The organism is Kitasatospora sp. NPDC050543, assembly GCF_044457565.1.
Lineage (GTDB): Bacteria > Actinomycetota > Actinomycetes > Streptomycetales > Streptomycetaceae > Kitasatospora.
Genome location: NZ_JBITGZ010000016.1, coordinates 37,745 through 52,827, shown reverse-complemented (window position 1 = coordinate 52,827; position 15,083 = coordinate 37,745). Strand labels below are relative to the sequence as shown.

At 73.7% G+C, this 15,083-nt stretch carries 20 protein-coding genes; 2 read left to right on the top strand and 18 right to left on the bottom strand.

Translation table 11 applies throughout. The annotated features are described in order from the left end of the window. Positions 1-245: 245 nt before the first annotated feature. From trpA to ACIBH3_RS20600, 10 genes are all read right to left on the bottom strand, one after another. Positions 246-1,052, bottom strand: a complete 807-nt coding sequence (gene trpA, locus ACIBH3_RS20645) for a tryptophan synthase subunit alpha (RefSeq protein ID WP_396313469.1) — start codon at positions 1,050-1,052, stop codon at positions 246-248. A 2-nt stretch (positions 1,053-1,054) separates the two neighbouring features. Further along, on the bottom strand, positions 1,055-2,305 hold the full coding sequence (trpB, locus tag ACIBH3_RS20640; RefSeq protein ID WP_396313468.1) for a tryptophan synthase subunit beta: 1,251 nt from the start codon (positions 2,303-2,305) through the stop codon (positions 1,055-1,057). Positions 2,306-2,351: 46 nt separating this feature from the next. Continuing rightward, positions 2,352-2,501, bottom strand: coding sequence for a tryptophan biosynthesis modulator TrpM (gene trpM, locus ACIBH3_RS20635; RefSeq protein WP_396313467.1), 150 nt, complete (start codon positions 2,499-2,501; stop codon positions 2,352-2,354). Between the two features lie 10 nt (positions 2,502-2,511). Continuing rightward, positions 2,512-3,324 carry an indole-3-glycerol phosphate synthase TrpC gene (gene trpC, locus ACIBH3_RS20630; RefSeq protein ID WP_396313466.1) on the bottom strand — a complete coding sequence of 271 codons (813 nt, stop codon included), beginning with the start codon at positions 3,322-3,324 and terminating at the stop codon, positions 2,512-2,514. A 227-nt stretch (positions 3,325-3,551) separates the two neighbouring features. Further along, on the bottom strand, positions 3,552-3,995 hold the full coding sequence (locus ACIBH3_RS20625) for a DUF2752 domain-containing protein (protein ID WP_396313465.1): 444 nt from the start codon (positions 3,993-3,995) through the stop codon (positions 3,552-3,554). 97 nt (positions 3,996-4,092) lie between these two features. Next, positions 4,093-4,350: an HGxxPAAW family protein gene (locus tag ACIBH3_RS20620; RefSeq protein ID WP_396313464.1), complete on the bottom strand. Its 258-nt coding sequence runs from the start codon at positions 4,348-4,350 to the stop codon at positions 4,093-4,095. Between the two features lie 176 nt (positions 4,351-4,526). Continuing rightward, a complete protein-coding gene (locus ACIBH3_RS20615) occupies positions 4,527-5,171 on the bottom strand; it encodes a TIGR02234 family membrane protein (protein WP_396313463.1) in 645 nt (214 codons plus the stop codon). 85 nt (positions 5,172-5,256) lie between these two features. Then, complete coding sequence (locus ACIBH3_RS20610; protein ID WP_396313462.1) at positions 5,257-6,774, bottom strand: anthranilate synthase component I; 1,518 nt, start codon at positions 6,772-6,774, stop codon at positions 5,257-5,259. Between the two features lie 99 nt (positions 6,775-6,873). After that, complete coding sequence (hisI, locus tag ACIBH3_RS20605; protein WP_396313461.1) at positions 6,874-7,251, bottom strand: phosphoribosyl-AMP cyclohydrolase; 378 nt, start codon at positions 7,249-7,251, stop codon at positions 6,874-6,876. A gap of 108 nt (positions 7,252-7,359) precedes the next feature. Then, positions 7,360-7,830, bottom strand: coding sequence for a hypothetical protein (locus ACIBH3_RS20600; RefSeq protein WP_396313460.1), 471 nt, complete (start codon positions 7,828-7,830; stop codon positions 7,360-7,362). A 133-nt stretch (positions 7,831-7,963) separates the two neighbouring features. Between ACIBH3_RS20600 and ACIBH3_RS20595 the strand changes: the two genes are divergently transcribed. After that, on the top strand, positions 7,964-8,530 hold the full coding sequence (locus ACIBH3_RS20595) for a hypothetical protein (protein ID WP_396313459.1): 567 nt from the start codon (positions 7,964-7,966) through the stop codon (positions 8,528-8,530). 85 nt (positions 8,531-8,615) lie between these two features. Next, complete coding sequence (locus ACIBH3_RS20590; protein ID WP_396313458.1) at positions 8,616-9,266, top strand: TIGR03085 family metal-binding protein; 651 nt, start codon at positions 8,616-8,618, stop codon at positions 9,264-9,266. Positions 9,267-9,297: 31 nt separating this feature from the next. On the opposite strand, the gene hisF is transcribed toward ACIBH3_RS20590, so the two are convergent. The 8 genes from hisF to hisD are packed head-to-tail and all read right to left on the bottom strand — an operon-like array spanning position 9,298 to position 15,049. Continuing rightward, positions 9,298-10,068, bottom strand: a complete 771-nt coding sequence (gene hisF / locus ACIBH3_RS20585) for an imidazole glycerol phosphate synthase subunit HisF (protein ID WP_396313457.1) — start codon at positions 10,066-10,068, stop codon at positions 9,298-9,300. Then, positions 10,065-10,505 (bottom strand): RidA family protein, encoded by a 441-nt coding sequence (locus ACIBH3_RS20580; protein ID WP_396313456.1) that lies wholly within the window; start codon positions 10,503-10,505, stop codon positions 10,065-10,067. The genes hisF and ACIBH3_RS20580 overlap by 4 nt, the downstream gene beginning before the upstream one ends. Beyond that, a complete protein-coding gene (priA, locus tag ACIBH3_RS20575; RefSeq protein WP_396313455.1) occupies positions 10,502-11,224 on the bottom strand; it encodes a bifunctional 1-(5-phosphoribosyl)-5-((5-phosphoribosylamino)methylideneamino)imidazole-4-carboxamide isomerase/phosphoribosylanthranilate isomerase PriA in 723 nt (240 codons plus the stop codon). Before priA ends, ACIBH3_RS20580 begins: the two co-directional genes overlap by 4 nt. Positions 11,225-11,243: 19 nt before the next feature. After that, positions 11,244-11,879 (bottom strand): imidazole glycerol phosphate synthase subunit HisH, encoded by a 636-nt coding sequence (gene hisH, locus ACIBH3_RS20570; protein WP_396313454.1) that lies wholly within the window; start codon positions 11,877-11,879, stop codon positions 11,244-11,246. A 20-nt stretch (positions 11,880-11,899) separates the two neighbouring features. Next, the gene (locus ACIBH3_RS20565; protein WP_396313453.1) at positions 11,900-12,052 is read right to left on the bottom strand and encodes a hypothetical protein; all 153 of its coding nucleotides are present in this window, start codon (positions 12,050-12,052) and stop codon (positions 11,900-11,902) included. Further along, positions 12,049-12,642, bottom strand: coding sequence for an imidazoleglycerol-phosphate dehydratase HisB (gene hisB, locus ACIBH3_RS20560; RefSeq protein ID WP_396313452.1), 594 nt, complete (start codon positions 12,640-12,642; stop codon positions 12,049-12,051). Before hisB ends, ACIBH3_RS20565 begins: the two co-directional genes overlap by 4 nt. Before the next feature lie 5 nt (positions 12,643-12,647). Further along, a complete protein-coding gene (locus tag ACIBH3_RS20555) occupies positions 12,648-13,745 on the bottom strand; it encodes a histidinol-phosphate transaminase (RefSeq protein WP_396313451.1) in 1,098 nt (365 codons plus the stop codon). After that, positions 13,742-15,049 carry a histidinol dehydrogenase gene (gene hisD / locus ACIBH3_RS20550; RefSeq protein ID WP_396313450.1) on the bottom strand — a complete coding sequence of 436 codons (1,308 nt, stop codon included), beginning with the start codon at positions 15,047-15,049 and terminating at the stop codon, positions 13,742-13,744. Before hisD ends, ACIBH3_RS20555 begins: the two co-directional genes overlap by 4 nt. Between the last annotated feature and the right edge of the window lie 34 nt (positions 15,050-15,083).

Here is a 15,083-nt window from a genome sequence, read left to right as displayed (position 1 = left end):
GGCACGGGCGGGCCCTTCGATCGCGTTGACGGCGCAGGAGTGCGCGAACGACGGGTGTCGGTCGGCACCGATGAGTCATCCCTCCACTCAACGCCGGTCAACCGCCCCTGATGTGTCGCACGCCCGCTCTTCACCCGTACGGGTGCAGTCCGCCTTCGCCGACGCACCGCCCGGGGCGGGCGGCGACGCGACGGCCCGCCCCTCCAGCCGGTGGAGGGGCGGGCCGTCGGGTGGTGCAGCGGGAACTAGCGGCGGCGGACGCCCGCGGCGAGTTCGCCGGCCAGGGTGCGGACGGCCGCGAGGGCGGTGTCCTCGTCGCCGTCCGCGTCCAGGATCCGCTGGACGAACGCGGAGCCGACGATGACGCCGTCGGCGAAGGCCGCGACCTGGGCCGCCTGGGCGGCGGTGGAGACCCCGAGGCCGACGCAGACCGGCAGGTCGGTGGTGGCGCGGGTGCGGGCGACCAGGTCCTCGGCGAGGTTGCCGACCTGGGCGCGGGTGCCGGTGACGCCCATCACCGCGGCGGCGTAGACGAAGCCGGTGCCGGCGGCCGTGACCTCGGCCAGGCGGGGGCCGGTACTGCTCGGGGCGACCACGAAGACGGTGTCCAGGCCGTGCTCACCGGCAGCCTTGCGCCACTCCTCGGACTCCTCCACCGGGAGGTCCGGCAGGATGCAGCCCGCTCCCCCGGCGGCGGCCAGGTCGGCGGCGAACCGGGCGACGCCGTAGCGGTCGACCGGGTTCCAGTAGGTCATCACCAGGACCGGGGCGTCCGTCTCGGCGGCCACCTCGGCGACGGTGCGCAGCACGTCCTTGATCCTGACGCCGCCGCGCAGCGCGATGTCGTCGGCGGTCTGGATGGTCGGACCGTCCAGCACCGGGTCGGAGTGCGGCAGGCCGACCTCGACGATGTCGCAGCCGCCCTCGACCAGCGCGCGGACGGCCTTGATGCCGCCCTCGACGCTGGGGAAGCCGGCCGGGAGGTACCCGATCAGCGCGGCGCGGTTGTCCGCCTTGGCGGCGGCCAGGGTCTCGCTGAGCTTCGAAGCCATGGTCAGTTGCCCCCGTTGCCGCTGGTGCCGTCGTTGCCGTCGTACAGGCCGAAGTACTGGGCGGCCGTGTGCATGTCCTTGTCGCCGCGCCCGGAGAGCGAGACCAGGATGGTCGCCTCGGGGCCGAGCTCGCGGCCCAGCTCCAGGGCGCCGGCCAGCGCGTGGGCGCTCTCGATGGCCGGGATGATGCCCTCGGTGCGCGAGAGCAGACGCAGTGCCTGCATGGCCTGGTCGTCGGTGACCGGGCGGTACTCGGCGCGGCCGGTGTCCTTGAGCCAGGCGTGCTCGGGGCCGACGCCGGGGTAGTCCAGGCCGGCCGAGATGGAGTGGCTCTCGATGGTCTGGCCGTCCTCGTCCTGGAGGACGTAGGTGCGCGAGCCGTGCAGGACGCCGGGGTCGCCCTTGGTGAGGGTGGCCGCGTGCCTGGGGGTGTCGACGCCCTCGCCGGCGGCCTCGCAGCCGATCAGGCGCACGTCGGCGTCCGGGATGAACTCGTGGAAGATGCCCATCGCGTTGGAGCCGCCGCCGACGCAGGCGACGACCGCGTCGGGCAGCTTGCCGGTGCGCTCGATGACCTGCGCACGGGCCTCGACGCCGATCACGCGGTGGAAGTCGCGGACCATCGCGGGGAAGGGGTGCGGGCCGGCCACCGTGCCGAACAGGTAGTGCGTGGTGTCGACGTTGGCCACCCAGTCGCGGAAGGCCTCGTTGATGGCGTCCTTGAGGGTGCGGCTGCCGGACTTCACGGCGACGACCTCGGCGCCGAGCATCCGCATCCGGGCGACGTTCAGCGCCTGGCGCTCGGTGTCGACCTCGCCCATGTAGATGGTGCAGTCGAAGCCGAAGAGCGCGCAGGCGGTGGCGGTGGCCACGCCGTGCTGGCCGGCGCCGGTCTCGGCGATGATCCGGGTCTTGCCCATCCGGCGGGTCAGCAGCGCCTGGCCCAGCACGTTGTTGATCTTGTGCGAGCCGGTGTGGTTCAGGTCCTCGCGCTTGAGCAGGATCCGCGCGCCGCCCGCCTCGGCCGAGAAGCGGTGGACGTCGGTGAGCGGGCTGGGCCGGCCGGTGTAGTCCTTGAGCAGGGCGTCCAGCTCGGCGGCGAACGCCGGGTCGGCCTTGGCCTTCTCGTACTCGTCGGCGACCTGCTCGACGGCGGCGACCAGTGCCTCCGGGATGAAGCGACCGCCGTACGCACCGAAGTAGCCACGGGCGTCCGGGACCTGGGCGCCGGGCAGGTAGTCCTTGTCGGACATGGTGAAGTCCTTCTGAGAGATGACTGCAGTGACGTGGAACGGCTTCTCAGCCGTGCGTCCTGCGCCATCGGCGGCCCTGCACCTGGCCGGGCTCGCAGCCGATCACGTACCGCACCCGCCGCCCGAGCACCCGGCGTGCGGGCGCGCGGCAGCCGCGCGGGCGGCAGCCGGGGGCGAGGCGGGTGGCGATCGACATGGCCGCGGGTTCAGCCCCGTCCGGTGTTGCGCAGGGCGGGGTGGGCGCCGGCGGCCACCAGGTCGGCCACGGCCGCCTTGGGGTCCTTGCCGGTCACCAGGGACTCGCCGACCAGCACCGCGTCGGCGCCGAGGTTGGCGTAGGCGATCAGGTCGTGCGGGCCGCGTACGCCGGACTCCGCCACCTTGACGATGTGTGCGGGGATGGCGTCGACGACGTTGCCGAAGGTGTTGCGGTCCACCTCAAGGGTCTTGAGGTTACGGGCGTTCACCCCGATGATCTTCGCGCCGGCGTCGACCGCGCGGGCGATCTCCTCCTCGTCGTGCACCTCGACCAGCGGGGTGAGACCGATCGACTCGGCGCGCTCGATCAGCGACACCAGGGCCGGCTGGTCGAGGGCCGCGACGATCAGCAGTGCGAGGTCGGCGCCGTGGGCGCGGGCCTCCCAGAGCTGGTAGGCGGTGACGATGAAGTCCTTGCGCAGCAGCGGGGTGTCCACCGCGGCCCGGACGGTGTCCAGGTCGGCCAGCGACCCGCCGAAGCGGCGCTGCTCGGTCAGCACGCTGATCGCGGCCGCGCCCCCGGCCGCGTAGTCCCGGGCCAGGGCGGCCGGGTCGGCGATCGCGGCCAGCGCGCCCTTGGACGGGCTGGAGCGCTTGACCTCACAGATCACCCGCACACCGTCGCCGCGCAGCGCGGCCACGCCGTCCTTGGCGTCGGGGGCCCTGGCGGCGAGCTCCTTGAGCTCGTCCAGGGATACCCGGGCCTGTCGCTCTGCGAGGTCCTCGCGGACCCCGTCGATGATCTCGTCGAGCACACTCACGCGGGCGCCCCCATCATTCTGCTAGTTCTGCTAGCTATGAGCCGGGGTGACCTGCGGTCCTCCCGGCCTGGCAGTCCAGTCGAGCCCTCGGCAGGTGTTCACACAGATCGGTGAGGATTCTGTGGTCGTACACCCCCGTTGGCACTTCGATGGTATCGGCACCGGGGAGCGCAGGGCGCATCCACCCGGCGCGCGTCTCGCGGAGCGGACCGCCGGGCGGGCGGGTCTCAGACCGAGGGCGGTGCCAGCCCGGCTCCGATCGGCAGGTTGCGTACGGCCATGAAGAGCACCAGCAGCACGGCCACCGCGACGGCCCGTCGTCCGCCGAGCGCCGCCGCGGGCGGGCGGGAGCCGGTCACCGCGGCCCAGAGCCAGCGCAGCCACAGCACCGCCAGGACGGCACCGAACGCCACCACGAGCAGGTTGTCGTGCAGGGCGGTGAGCAGGTCGCCGTGGGTGAGCGCGTGGACGCAGCGCAGTCCGCCGCAGCCCGGGCACCACCAGCCCGTCGCCCGGAGCACCGGGCAGGTCGGGTAGTGGCCAGGGTCGTTCGGGTCCACCACGGCGACGTACAGGGTGGGCACGGCCACCGCGGCGAGGGCGGCCAGCGGGCGGCCGAGCCTGCGCGCTGCGGAGGGCCGGGGCGCCGGGGCGGCTGGGGCGACGTTCACCCTGCCGATTCTGCCCCCGGGCGGCGCGGTGAAGCCCAAAAGCGGAACGGCGGGCGTGGCGCCCGCCGTTCCGGAGTACGTCCAGGTGTGCGCGGCCTCAGTGGGCGGCGACGGCGGCCCGCTGCTCGGCGGCCGGGACGGTGGTGGTCTCGTAGTGCGGGCTGGGCTGCTTGCCCATGCCGGCCATCGACATCGCCTTGCCGACCACACCTGCGGCCAGGACCACCGCGAAGCCGGCCCAGACCAGCAGCACCGACGGGATGATCATCGCCACACCGCTGATGGTGAAGCCGACGAAGGCGATGCTCACGCCGGTCCAGGCGGCGGGGGTGTGGCCGTGTGCTGCTGCCGACATCTGACGTGCTCCTCGGTATCTCAGGTTCCCGGCCGGGCTTGCGGGCTCCTGGCGGGTTGACGTGTTCCATTGTGCCGGGCCGTCACCGCGTTCCCCAAAGGGGGTCCGCCGTCTATCGGCTCACAGTAGGCGTGTGCCCGGCCGGCCGCCCGGGCGGGCGGGCCCGGCGTCGGCACTCAGGCCGGCTGCTCGGTCGGGTCCTCGCCGCGGTCCAGCGCCTTCCACAGGTCGGCGGGGGTGTCGGCGGCCCTCGCGGGGGCCTTGCGGGTGGGGGCCTCGTACCGGCTGCCCATCGCGGGCCAGGCCGCGCCGAAGCGTACGGTCAGCAGCCCCGCCATGGCCAGCAGCAGGCCACCGGCCAACGCCGCCCACGGCCACCCGGTGTGGGTGACCTGCCCGGCCTGCGCGCCGGTCAGCGCCAGCTTGCGGGCCGCCTCCGCGTGCAGCGCCGCCACGTCGCCCGCCCCCGCGGCCGCGCCGGCCGCCGCCGCGAGACCGGCCAGCACCACCAGCACCCCGACCGCCGTCCGGCCCGCGCCGCGCACCGCGAACACCGCCACCGCCGCCGCCAGCGCGACCAGCGCCAGCCCGCCCGGCAGGCCGGAGATGCCGCTGCCGGTCGCGGAGACCTCCAGCGTCCCGCCGCTCGCACCGCCCACCCGGCCCTGCGCCCAGACCCGGCCGACCGCCGTCAGCACCAGGACGGCGCCGAGCACCGTCAGCAGCAGCATCAGGCCCAGGGTGCGCCGGCCCGCGGCTCTGGCGGCCGCCGGGCCCTGCTCGGCCGGCTCTTCGGTACGGGATGCGGGGGGTACGCTCACCCGTCCACTATCCCTGACGCCCACCCCCGCCGGGACCGCCGGGGTGGTGGCGGCGGCCACAGCTCCACACCCCGGCACGGCCGGCTCAGAGCCGGGGCGTCCTCAGGGTGGCCGCCGTCGCGACGGCGCGCAGCACCGCGGCCGCCTTGTTACGGCACTCGGTGTCCTCGCTGTGCGGATCGGAGTCCGCGACCACACCGGCGCCGGCCTGCACGTACGCGGTGCCCTCGCGCAGCAGCGCGGTGCGGATCGCGATGGCGGTGTCGCAGTCCCCCGCGAAGTCCAGGTAGCCGACGCAGCCGCCGTACAGGCCTCGGCGGGTGGGCTCCAGCTCCTCGATGATCCGCATCGCGCGCGGCTTGGGGGCCCCGGACAGAGTGCCCGCGGGGAAGCAGGCGGTGAGCACGTCGAAGGCCGTCCGCCCCTCGCCGACCCGCCCGGTCACCGTCGAGACGATGTGCATCACATGGCTGTAGCGCTCCACCGACATGAAGTCGACCACCTCGACACTGCCCGGCTCGCAGACCCGGCCGAGGTCGTTGCGGCCCAGGTCGACCAGCATCAGGTGCTCGGCCCGCTCCTTGGGGTCGGCCAGCAGCTCGGCGGCCAGCTCGGCGTCCTCGTGCGGGGTGGCGCCGCGGTGCCGGGTGCCGGCGATCGGGTGCACCATCGCCTCGCCGTCGGTGACCTTCACCAGGGCCTCCGGGCTGGAGCCGACCACGTCGAAGCCACCCTGCGCGGTGCCGTCCGGTCCGGGGAAGCGGAACAGGTACATGTACGGGCTCGGGTTGGTGGTGCGCAGCACCCGGTAGACGTCCAGGGCGGAGGCCGGGCAGGGCGCCTCGAAGCGCTGCGAGGGCACCACCTGGAACGCCTCGCCGGCCCGGATCCGCTCCTTGATCTCCTCCACGGCCGCCCGGTAGGGCGCCCCGCCGAACGGCGAGCGGGCCTCGGCGGCGGCGGTCGGGGTGAAAGTGGCCAGGCCCGGGTCGACCGGCTTCAGCAGTTCGGCCTCCATCGCGTCCAGCCGGGCCACCGCGTCCGCGTAGGCCTCGTCCGCGCCGCTGGCCAGGTCGTTGTGGTTGACGGCGTTGGCGATCAGCAGCACCGTGCCGTCCACGTGGTCGAGCACCGCGAGGTCGGTGGCCAGCAGCATGGTCAGCTCGGGCAGCCGCAGGTCGTCCGGGGTGAGGTCGGGGAGCTTCTCCAGCCGGCGGACCACGTCGTAGCCCAGGTAGCCGACCAGGCCGCCGGTGAGCGGCGGGAGGTCCTCGGCGGAGCGGGGCGTGTGCAGCTTCTCCAGCGCCGCGCGCAGCACCACGAGCGGGTCACCGGTGGTGGGGATGCCGACCGGCGGGGTGCCCAGCCAGCGGGCGTCGCCGTCCGGGCCGGTGGTCAGCGTGGCGGCACTGCGTACGCCGACGAAGGAGTAGCGGGACCAACTGCGGCCCTGCTCGGCCGACTCCAGCAGGAAGGTGCCGGGGCGCTCGCCCGCGAGGCTGCGGTAGAGGCCGATGGGGGTGAGGCCGTCCGCGAGGAGCCGGCGGGTGACCGGAATGACCCGTGTGTCGACGGCGAGCTTGCGGAAGGCCTCAAGGTCCATGGAGGAAGGCACCGTTCGTGTGTGACGGAAGGTCGTGGAGTGGGGCGTGGCGCGGGTGGTGACGGGGGATCGGGGCGGCCGGGGCACGCCGGGCACAGACTACCGATCGGCCGGCAGCAGCACGTCCTCGTCGAAGCAGGTCCGCGCACCGGTGTGGCAGGCGGCGCCGACCTGGTCGACCCGTACCAGCAGGGTGTCGCCGTCGCAGTCCAGCGCGACCGACTTCACCAGCTGGAGGTGCCCGGAGGTGTCGCCCTTGACCCAGTACTCGTTGCGGCTGCGGCTCCAGTAGGTGCAACGGCCGGTGGTGAGGGTGCGGTGCAGCGCCTCGTCGTCCATCCAGCCGAGCATCAGCACCTCGCCGGTGTCGTACTGCTGCGCCACGGCGGGCAGCAGCCCGTCCCGGGTGCGCTTGAGGCGGGCGGCGATGTCGGCGGCCAGGGCGGTGCTGCCGGGGGCGGCGGGTGTGGTGGACATGGGCCCATTCTGACAGGCGGGCCCGGCCGGCCGGCCGGTGCGGCGCCACCGCGCGCGGCCGGCGGCCCGGGGCGGGGCCGGCCGGGCCGGACGTCTCACCCGGACGTCTCACCCGGGCGGCTCGCAGCCCTCGGGCCAGATCCGGTGCACCGGGAGCCCGGCGCGCTGCGCCAGTTCGGCGACCCTGGCGGGCCGGGTGCCGGGCGTACCGTCCCAGACCGCGATCACCTCGTCGACCATGCCGACCAGCGCCGTGGCGGTGTCGTCCCCGAGACCGCCGCGGTCCGCGGGCGCCAGCCGGTGCACCGCGTTGGCCTCGTTCATCAGCCGCGGCCCGGCGGCCCGGTGGTGGTCCTGCGCCCGCCCGACGGCGGGCGTGGCGGCCGGGACGATGATCTCCAGCTTGCCGCCGTGGTCCAGCACGCAGTGGGCGAACCAGCTCTCCGGCCCCTCCCCCGCGCAGGTGACGCCGACCAGCTCGTACGGCCCGTAGGTGGTGACCAGCTTCCAGAGGTCGCCGCGCACCAGCATCTCGGTGATCCCCGACAGGCCGTGGTACCCGGTGATTGCGACGCGCATCCATGACTCCTGGGAACGTGTCGTGCCGGGGGGCAGCCTATGCCACGACCCGCCACCCGCACCCGGGGGCGGGCCCGCAGGATTTTGCCCGAACTGCCTGCCGGGCACCGGGCCGGTGGGCCATCCTCGGGGCATGACCACCGAGCAGCCGCCCGCCGCCCCCCGCCCGCCCCGGGGCCTGGTCCTCGCCGTGGCCGCCGTCCTGGCCGTCCTGCTCGGTGTGGTCGCGACCGTCCTCCTCTGGCCCGAGCACCACCCGGCGGCCCTCCCGCCGCCGGCGGCCTCGCCGACGCCCACCACGCCCTCCGCCACGCCGACGCCGACCCCGACGCCCACACCGACGAAGGTCCTGCCCTACCCGTTCTTCGCCACCGGGACGTGCTTCGACCACCCGCGCGCGAGCCGCAGTCTCGCGAAGGTCGAGGCCCGGCCCTGCGAGGGCGATCACGACGGCGAGTCGATCGCGAACGTCACACTGCCCGAGGGCCTCACCAGTGACAGCCAGATCAGCACCGCACTGCGCGACGGCTGCAGGACGGTGTACGCGGAGACCGCGAAGCGCCAGAGCGGCGGCCCGTACGAGAGCTACCCGATCGGGCCGGACCTCGGCTCGTACCAGCAGGGCAACCGGGACACCACCTGCACGCTGATGATCAGCAACAAGCCGGGCGCCGCCAAGCTCACCGGGCACCTGCGCTGACGCCACGCCGGGCCGGCGCCCGGCGGGTGGCGGTCGGCCGGGGCGGTCCGGGGCGGGCCCGGTGACGCGGCGTAGGGTGGGCGGCATGTCGAATCTTGCCCGGGGTGAGCGGGAGCGGCTCGCCCGGCTGCTGGCCGCCGCCGGCCCGGACGCCCCGACCCTGTGCGCGGGCTGGACCACCCGGGATCTGGCCGCGCATCTGGTGCTGCGGGAGCGGCGGGTGGACGCCGCGGCGGGAATCCGGATCAAGGCGCTGGCCGGGTGGACGGCCCGGGTGCAGGCGGACTTCGCGGCCCGGCCGTACGAGGAGCTGCTGCGACTGTTCCGCTCCGGGCCGCCGCGGCTGTCGCCGTTCGGGACCAGCCGGCTGGACGAACTGGGCAACACCCTGGAGTACTTCGTGCACGCCGAGGACGTCCGGCGGGCGGTGCCCGGCTGGGAGCCGCAGCCGGTGCCGGACGACGTGGCGCGGCTGCTGTGGCGGCGGGTGCCGCTGGCGGTCCGGATGGAGGGGGCCGGCCGGGCGCCGGTCCGGCTGGAGCTGCGGGACCCGCAGGGGCAGCTCGCCGAGGGCCCGCGACGCGACGCCCCGACGGTCCGCGTCACCGGTGAGCCGGGCGAGTTGGTGCTGTGGGCGCTCGGGCGCGGGGCGCAGTCGCTGGTGGACGTCCAGGGCCCGCCGCAGGCGCTCACGGCGCTGGCCCGGGCGGTACCGCTGCCCGAGCGCCGGCCCTAGGTCTCCGGCGGCGGGCAGCGGTACGGGCGCGTCAGCGGACGGGGTGTCCGGCCTCGCGCAGGGCGTCCTTGACCTGGCCGATCCGCAGGTCGCCGAAGTGGAAGACGCTGGCGGCGAGCACCGCGTCGGCGCCCGCCTCGACGGCGGGGGCGAAGTCGGCGAGCTTGCCGGCGCCGCCGGAGGCGATCACCGGGACGGCGACGCTCTTGCGGACGGCGCGGATCATCTCCAGGTCGTAGCCGTCCTTGGTGCCGTCGGCATCCATCGAGTTGAGCAGGATCTCGCCGGCGCCGAGCTCGGCCGCGCGGCCCGCCCACTCGACGGCGTCCAGGCCGGTGCCCCGGCGGCCGCCGTGGGTGGTGACCTCGTAGCCGGAGGGCGTCTCGGTGCCCTCGGGGCAGCGCCGGGTGTCCACGGACAGCACCAGCACCTGTCGGCCGAAGCGGGTGGCGATCTCCCGGATCAGCTCCGGGCGGGCGATGGCGGCGGTGTTGACGCCGACCTTGTCGGCGCCGGCCCGCAGCAGCTTGTCGACGTCCTCGACGGCGCGGATCCCACCGCCGACCGTGAGCGGGATGAAGACCTGCTCGGCGGTGCGGCGGACGACGTCGTAGGTGGTCTCGCGGTCCCCCGAGGAGGCGGTGATGTCGAGGAAGGTCAGCTCGTCGGCGCCCTCGGCGTCGTAGAGCTTGGCCATCTCGACCGGGTCGCCCGCGTCCCGCAGGTTCTGGAAGTTGACGCCCTTGACCACGCGGCCGGCGTCCACGTCCAGACAGGGGATGACTCGTACGGCGAGCGTCATGGTGCGGTGCCTTCCGGGGAGTTCAGGGTGTTGGCGAGCCCGGCGCGGTAGGCGTCGAGTTCGATCTCGACCATCATCCGGGAGTCGATCAGGCCCTCGACCACCACCATGGTGGCGACCGGGCGGGCGGTGTCGAAGATCGCCTTGTGCGCCCGGCCCACCTCGTCGGCGTCGCGCACGTGCGTGATGTACATCCGGGTGCGGACCACGTCGTCCGCCGTCAGACCGTACGCGGCGAGGGCGCTGAGCCCCACGCCGAAGGCGGCGAGTGTCTGGTGGTACGGGTCACCCTCGTGCTCGATCTTCCCGTCGACCCAGGCCGTGGAACCCGCCACATGGACGTGGTCCCCCGCCGCCACGGCACGCGAGTAGCCGAAGTCGTCCTCCCAGGGGGAGAATCCGGCGAGCTTGCCGCGGACGATCTGACGATCTGTCATGACACGGCCTCCAGGGCCTCTTCGAGGGTGAACTTCTGCTCGTAGAGTGCCTTGCCCACGATGGCGCCCTCGACACCTTCGGGGACGAGGGTGGCGATGGCCCGCAGATCGTCGAGCGAGGAGACACCGCCGGAGGCGACCACCGGGCGGTCGGTGGCGGCGCAGACGTCGCGCAGCAGCTGGAGGTTGGGGCCGGTCAGGGTGCCGTCCCGGTTGACGTCGGTGACGACGTAGCGGGCGCAGCCCTCGGAGTCCAGGCGGGCGAGCACCTCGAAGAGCTCGCCGCCGTCACGGGTCCAGCCGCGTCCGCGCAGGGTGGTGCCGACCACGTCCAGGCCGACCGCGATCTTGTCGCCGTGCTCGGCGATGACCTTGGCGACCCACTCGGGGCTCTCCAGCGCGGCGGTGCCGAGGTTGACCCGGCGGCAGCCGGTGGCCAGGGCGGCGGCCAGCGAGGCGTCGTCGCGGATGCCACCGGAGAGTTCGACCTTGATGTCCAGCGCGGCGGTGACCTCGCGCAGCAGCTCGCGGTTGTCGCCGGTGCCGAAGGCGGCGTCGAGGTCGACCAGGTGCAGCCACTCGGCGCCGGCGTGCTGCCAGGCCAGGGCGGCGGCGAGCGGCTCGCCGAAGGAGGTCTCGGTGCCGGAGGCGCCCTTGACCAGGCGCACGGCCTGGCCGTCGCGGACGTCGACGGCGGGGAGGAGTTCGAGGCGGCTCATCGGTAGTGAAGCTCCTGGCTCAGAGGGTGTTGACCCAGTTGGTCAGCAGTGCGGCGCCGGCGTCGCCGGACTTCTCGGGGTGGAACTGGGTGGCCCAGAGCGGACCGTTCTCGACGGCCGCGACGAAGGGCTGCCCGTGGGTGGCCCAGCTGACCAGCGGCGCGTTGATCTTCTCGTTGGTCACCTGGAGCTCCCACCGGCGCACCCCGTAGGAGTGCACGAAGTAGAAGCGGGTGTCGGCGTCCAGGCCGGCGAAGAGGCGGCTGTTCCCGGGCGCCTGGACGGTGTTCCAGCCCATGTGCGGGATGATCGGCGCGTCCAGCGGCTCGACCGTGCCGGGCCACTCGTCGCAGCCGGCGGTCTCGACGCCGTGCTCGACGCCGCGCTCGAAGAGGATCTGCATGCCGACGCAGATGCCCAGCACCGGGCGCCCGCCGGCCAGTCGGCGGCCGATGATGGTGTCGCCGCGCACGCCCTTCAATCCGCGCATGCAGGCCTCGAAGGCGCCGACGCCGGGGACGAGCAGGCCGTCCGCGTCGAGGGCGGTCCTGAAGTCGGAGGTCACCGTCACGTCGGCGCCGGTGCGCTCCACCGCCCGCTGCGCGGAGCGGAGGTTGCCCGACCCGTAGTCGAGGACTACGACGTTCTTGCCCATGAGGGTTGGTCTTCCAGTCTCTAGAGGCGCATGACGCCGGAAACGAGGCACATCACCGCGCCGATCGCGAGGACCGCGATCACGCTCTTGGACTGCTTCTGCTTCCAGAACGAGTAGACGCCGCCGGACAGGAACAGTCCGGCGATGATCAGCAGTGTTGCGGCCTTGCTCACAGCGCACCCTTGGTCGAGGGGAGAATGCCCGCCGCGCGCGGGTCGCGCTCGGAGGCGTAGCGCAGAGCACGCGCGAGAGCCTTGAACTGGCACTCGACGATGTGGTGCGCGTTGCGACCGTACGGTACGTGCACGTGCAGCGCGACGGCGGCCTGGGCGACGAAGGACTCCAGTATGTGCCGGGTCATCGTGGTGTCGTAGCTGCCGATCATCGGCGCCATGCCCTCGGGCTCGCTGTGCACCAGGTACGGGCGGCCGGAGAGGTCGACGGTGACCTGGGCGAGTGACTCGTCCAGCGGGACGGTGCAGTTGCCGAAGCGGTAGATGCCGACCTTGTCGCCGAGCGCCTGGCGGAAGGCGGCGCCGAGGGCGAGGGCGGTGTCCTCGATGGTGTGGTGGGTGTCGATGTGCAGGTCGCCCTCGGTCTTGACGGTGAGGTCGAAGAGTCCGTGGCGGCCCAGCTGGTCGAGCATGTGGTCGTAGAACCCGACGCCCGTGGAGATGTCGGTCCTGCCGGTGCCGTCGAGGTCGATCTCGACGAGGACCGAGGTCTCCTTGGTGGTGCGCTCAACGCGGCCGATGCGGGACATACGGGTTACAGCTCCTTGAGGGCGGTGCGGACGGCGTCGAGGAAGGCGTCGTTCTCGGCGGGCGTGCCGGCGGTGACGCGCAGCCATCCGGGGACGCCGTTGTCGCGGACCAGGACGCCCCGGTCGAGGATCGCCTGCCAGACGGCGTGGGTGTCGGCGAAGCGGCCGAACTGGACGAAGTTGGAGTCCGAGTCGGTGACCTCCAGGCCGAGGCCGCGCAGCGCGTCCACCAGCCGGTCCCGCTCGGACTTGAGCCGCTCGACATAGCCGAGCAGGGTGTCGGTGTGCTCCAGGCAGGCCAGGGCGGTGGCCTGGGTGACGGCCGACAGGTGGTACGGCAGGCGGACCAGCTGCACCGCGTCCACCACGGCCGGGTCGGCGGCCAGGTACCCCAGGCGCAGCCCGGCGGCGCCGAAGGCCTTGGACATCGTGCGGGTGACGATCAGGTGCGGGCGGCCCTGGAGCAGCGGCAGCAGCGAGGCGCGGTGGGAGAACTCCACGTACGCCTCGTCGACGATCACCATGGTCGGCTTGACCGCCTGCGCGGCGTCGTGCAGCGCGAGGACGGTGTCGGCGGCGACGGCGGTGCCGGTCGGGTTGTTCGGGGAGCAGATGAACACCACGTCGGGGCGGTGCTCGGCGATGGCCGCGCGTGCCGCGTCCACGTCGATGGTGAAGTCCTCGTGGCGCGGCCCGGAGATCCACCGGGTGCCGGTGCCACGCGAGATCAGGGCGTGCATCGAGTAGGAGGGCTCGAAGCCGAGCGCGCTGCGGCCGGGGCCGCCGAAGGTCTGCAGCAGCTGCTGGAGCACCTCGTTGGAGCCGTTCGCGGCCCACACGTTCGCGCGCTCCACGCGGTGCCCGGCGGTGCGGGTCAGGTACGCGGCCAGGCCCTCGCGCAGCTCGATCGCGTCCCGGTCGGGGTAGCGGTTGAGGCCGCGGGCGGCCTCGGCCACCCGCTCGGCGATCCGGGCCACCAGCGGCTCGGGCAGCGGGTACGGGTTCTCGTTGGTGTTGAGCAGGACGGGGACGTCCAACTGCGGTGCTCCGTACGGGGACTGGCCGCGCAGCTCGTCCCGGACGGGCAGGTCGTCGAGGTTCAAGGGTTCGGTACCGTCCAGTCGAAGCGGGCGCGGATGGCGTCACCGTGGCCGGGGAGGTCCTCGGCGTCGGCGAGGTTGACGACGTGCGCCGCCACCTCGGCGAGGGCCTCGCGGGAGTAGTCGACCACGTGGATGCCGCGCAGGAAGGACTGCACGGACAGGCCGGAGGAGTGGCAGGCGCAGCCGCCGGTGGGCAGCACGTGGTTGGAGCCCGCCGCGTAGTCGCCGAGCGAGACCGGCGCGTACGGGCCGATGAAGATCGCGCCCGCGTTGCGGACCCTGGCGGCGACCTCGCGGGCGTCGCGGGTCTGGATCTCCAGGTGCTCGGCGGCGTAGGCGTTGACCACGGCCAGGCCCTGCTCGATGTCGTCGACCAGGACGATGCCGGACTGCCGGCCGCTCAGCGCCTCGGTGACGCGCTCGCGGTGCTTGGTCGCGGCGACCTGCTGCTCCAGCTCGGCCTCGACGGCGTCGGCCAGCGCGGGCGAGTCGGTGACCAGGACGGAGGCGGCCATCGGGTCGTGCTCGGCCTGGCTGATCAGGTCGGCGGCGACGTCCCGGGGGGAGGCGGAGTCGTCCGCGAGGACGGCGATCTCGGTCGGCCCGGCCTCGGCGTCGATCCCGATCCGGCCCTTGAGCAGGCGCTTGGCGGCGGCGACGTAGATGTTGCCGGGGCCGGTGACCAGGTTGACGGGGGCGCACTCCTCGGTGCCGTACGCGAACATCGCGATCGCCTGGGCGCCGCCGGCCGCGTACACCTCGGTGACGCCGAGCAGCGCGCAGGCCGCCAGGATGGTCGGGTGGACGGAGCCGTCGAGGTCCTTCTGCGGCGGAGAGGTGACGGCGATGCCCGCGACGCCGGCCTCCTGCGCGGGGACGACGTTCATCACCACGGAGGACGGGTAGACGGCGAGGCCGCCCGGCACGTACAGGCCGACCCGGTCCACCGGCACCCAGCGCTCGGAGACGGCGCCGCCGGGCACCACCTGGGTGGTGTGGTCGGTGCGGCGCTGCTCGCGGTGCACGATCCGGGCGCGGCGGATGGACTCCTCCAGCGCGGCGCGGACCTTCGGGTCCAGAGTCTCCAGGGCGGCGGTGATCCGCGCCTCGGGCACCCGGGTGGAGGCCAGCCGCACGCCGTCGAAGCGCTCCGTGATCTCGATCAGCGCCGCGACCCCGCGATGGCGTACGTCCTCGCAGATCGGCCGCACCTTCTCCAGGGCGGCCTCGACGTCGAACTCGGCACGGGGCAGCAGGTCACGCGGGTCGCCGAGCGAGCCGCGCAGGTCGATTCGAGAGATCACGCCACCCAGTGTAGGGAGTGGCCGGAATCGACGG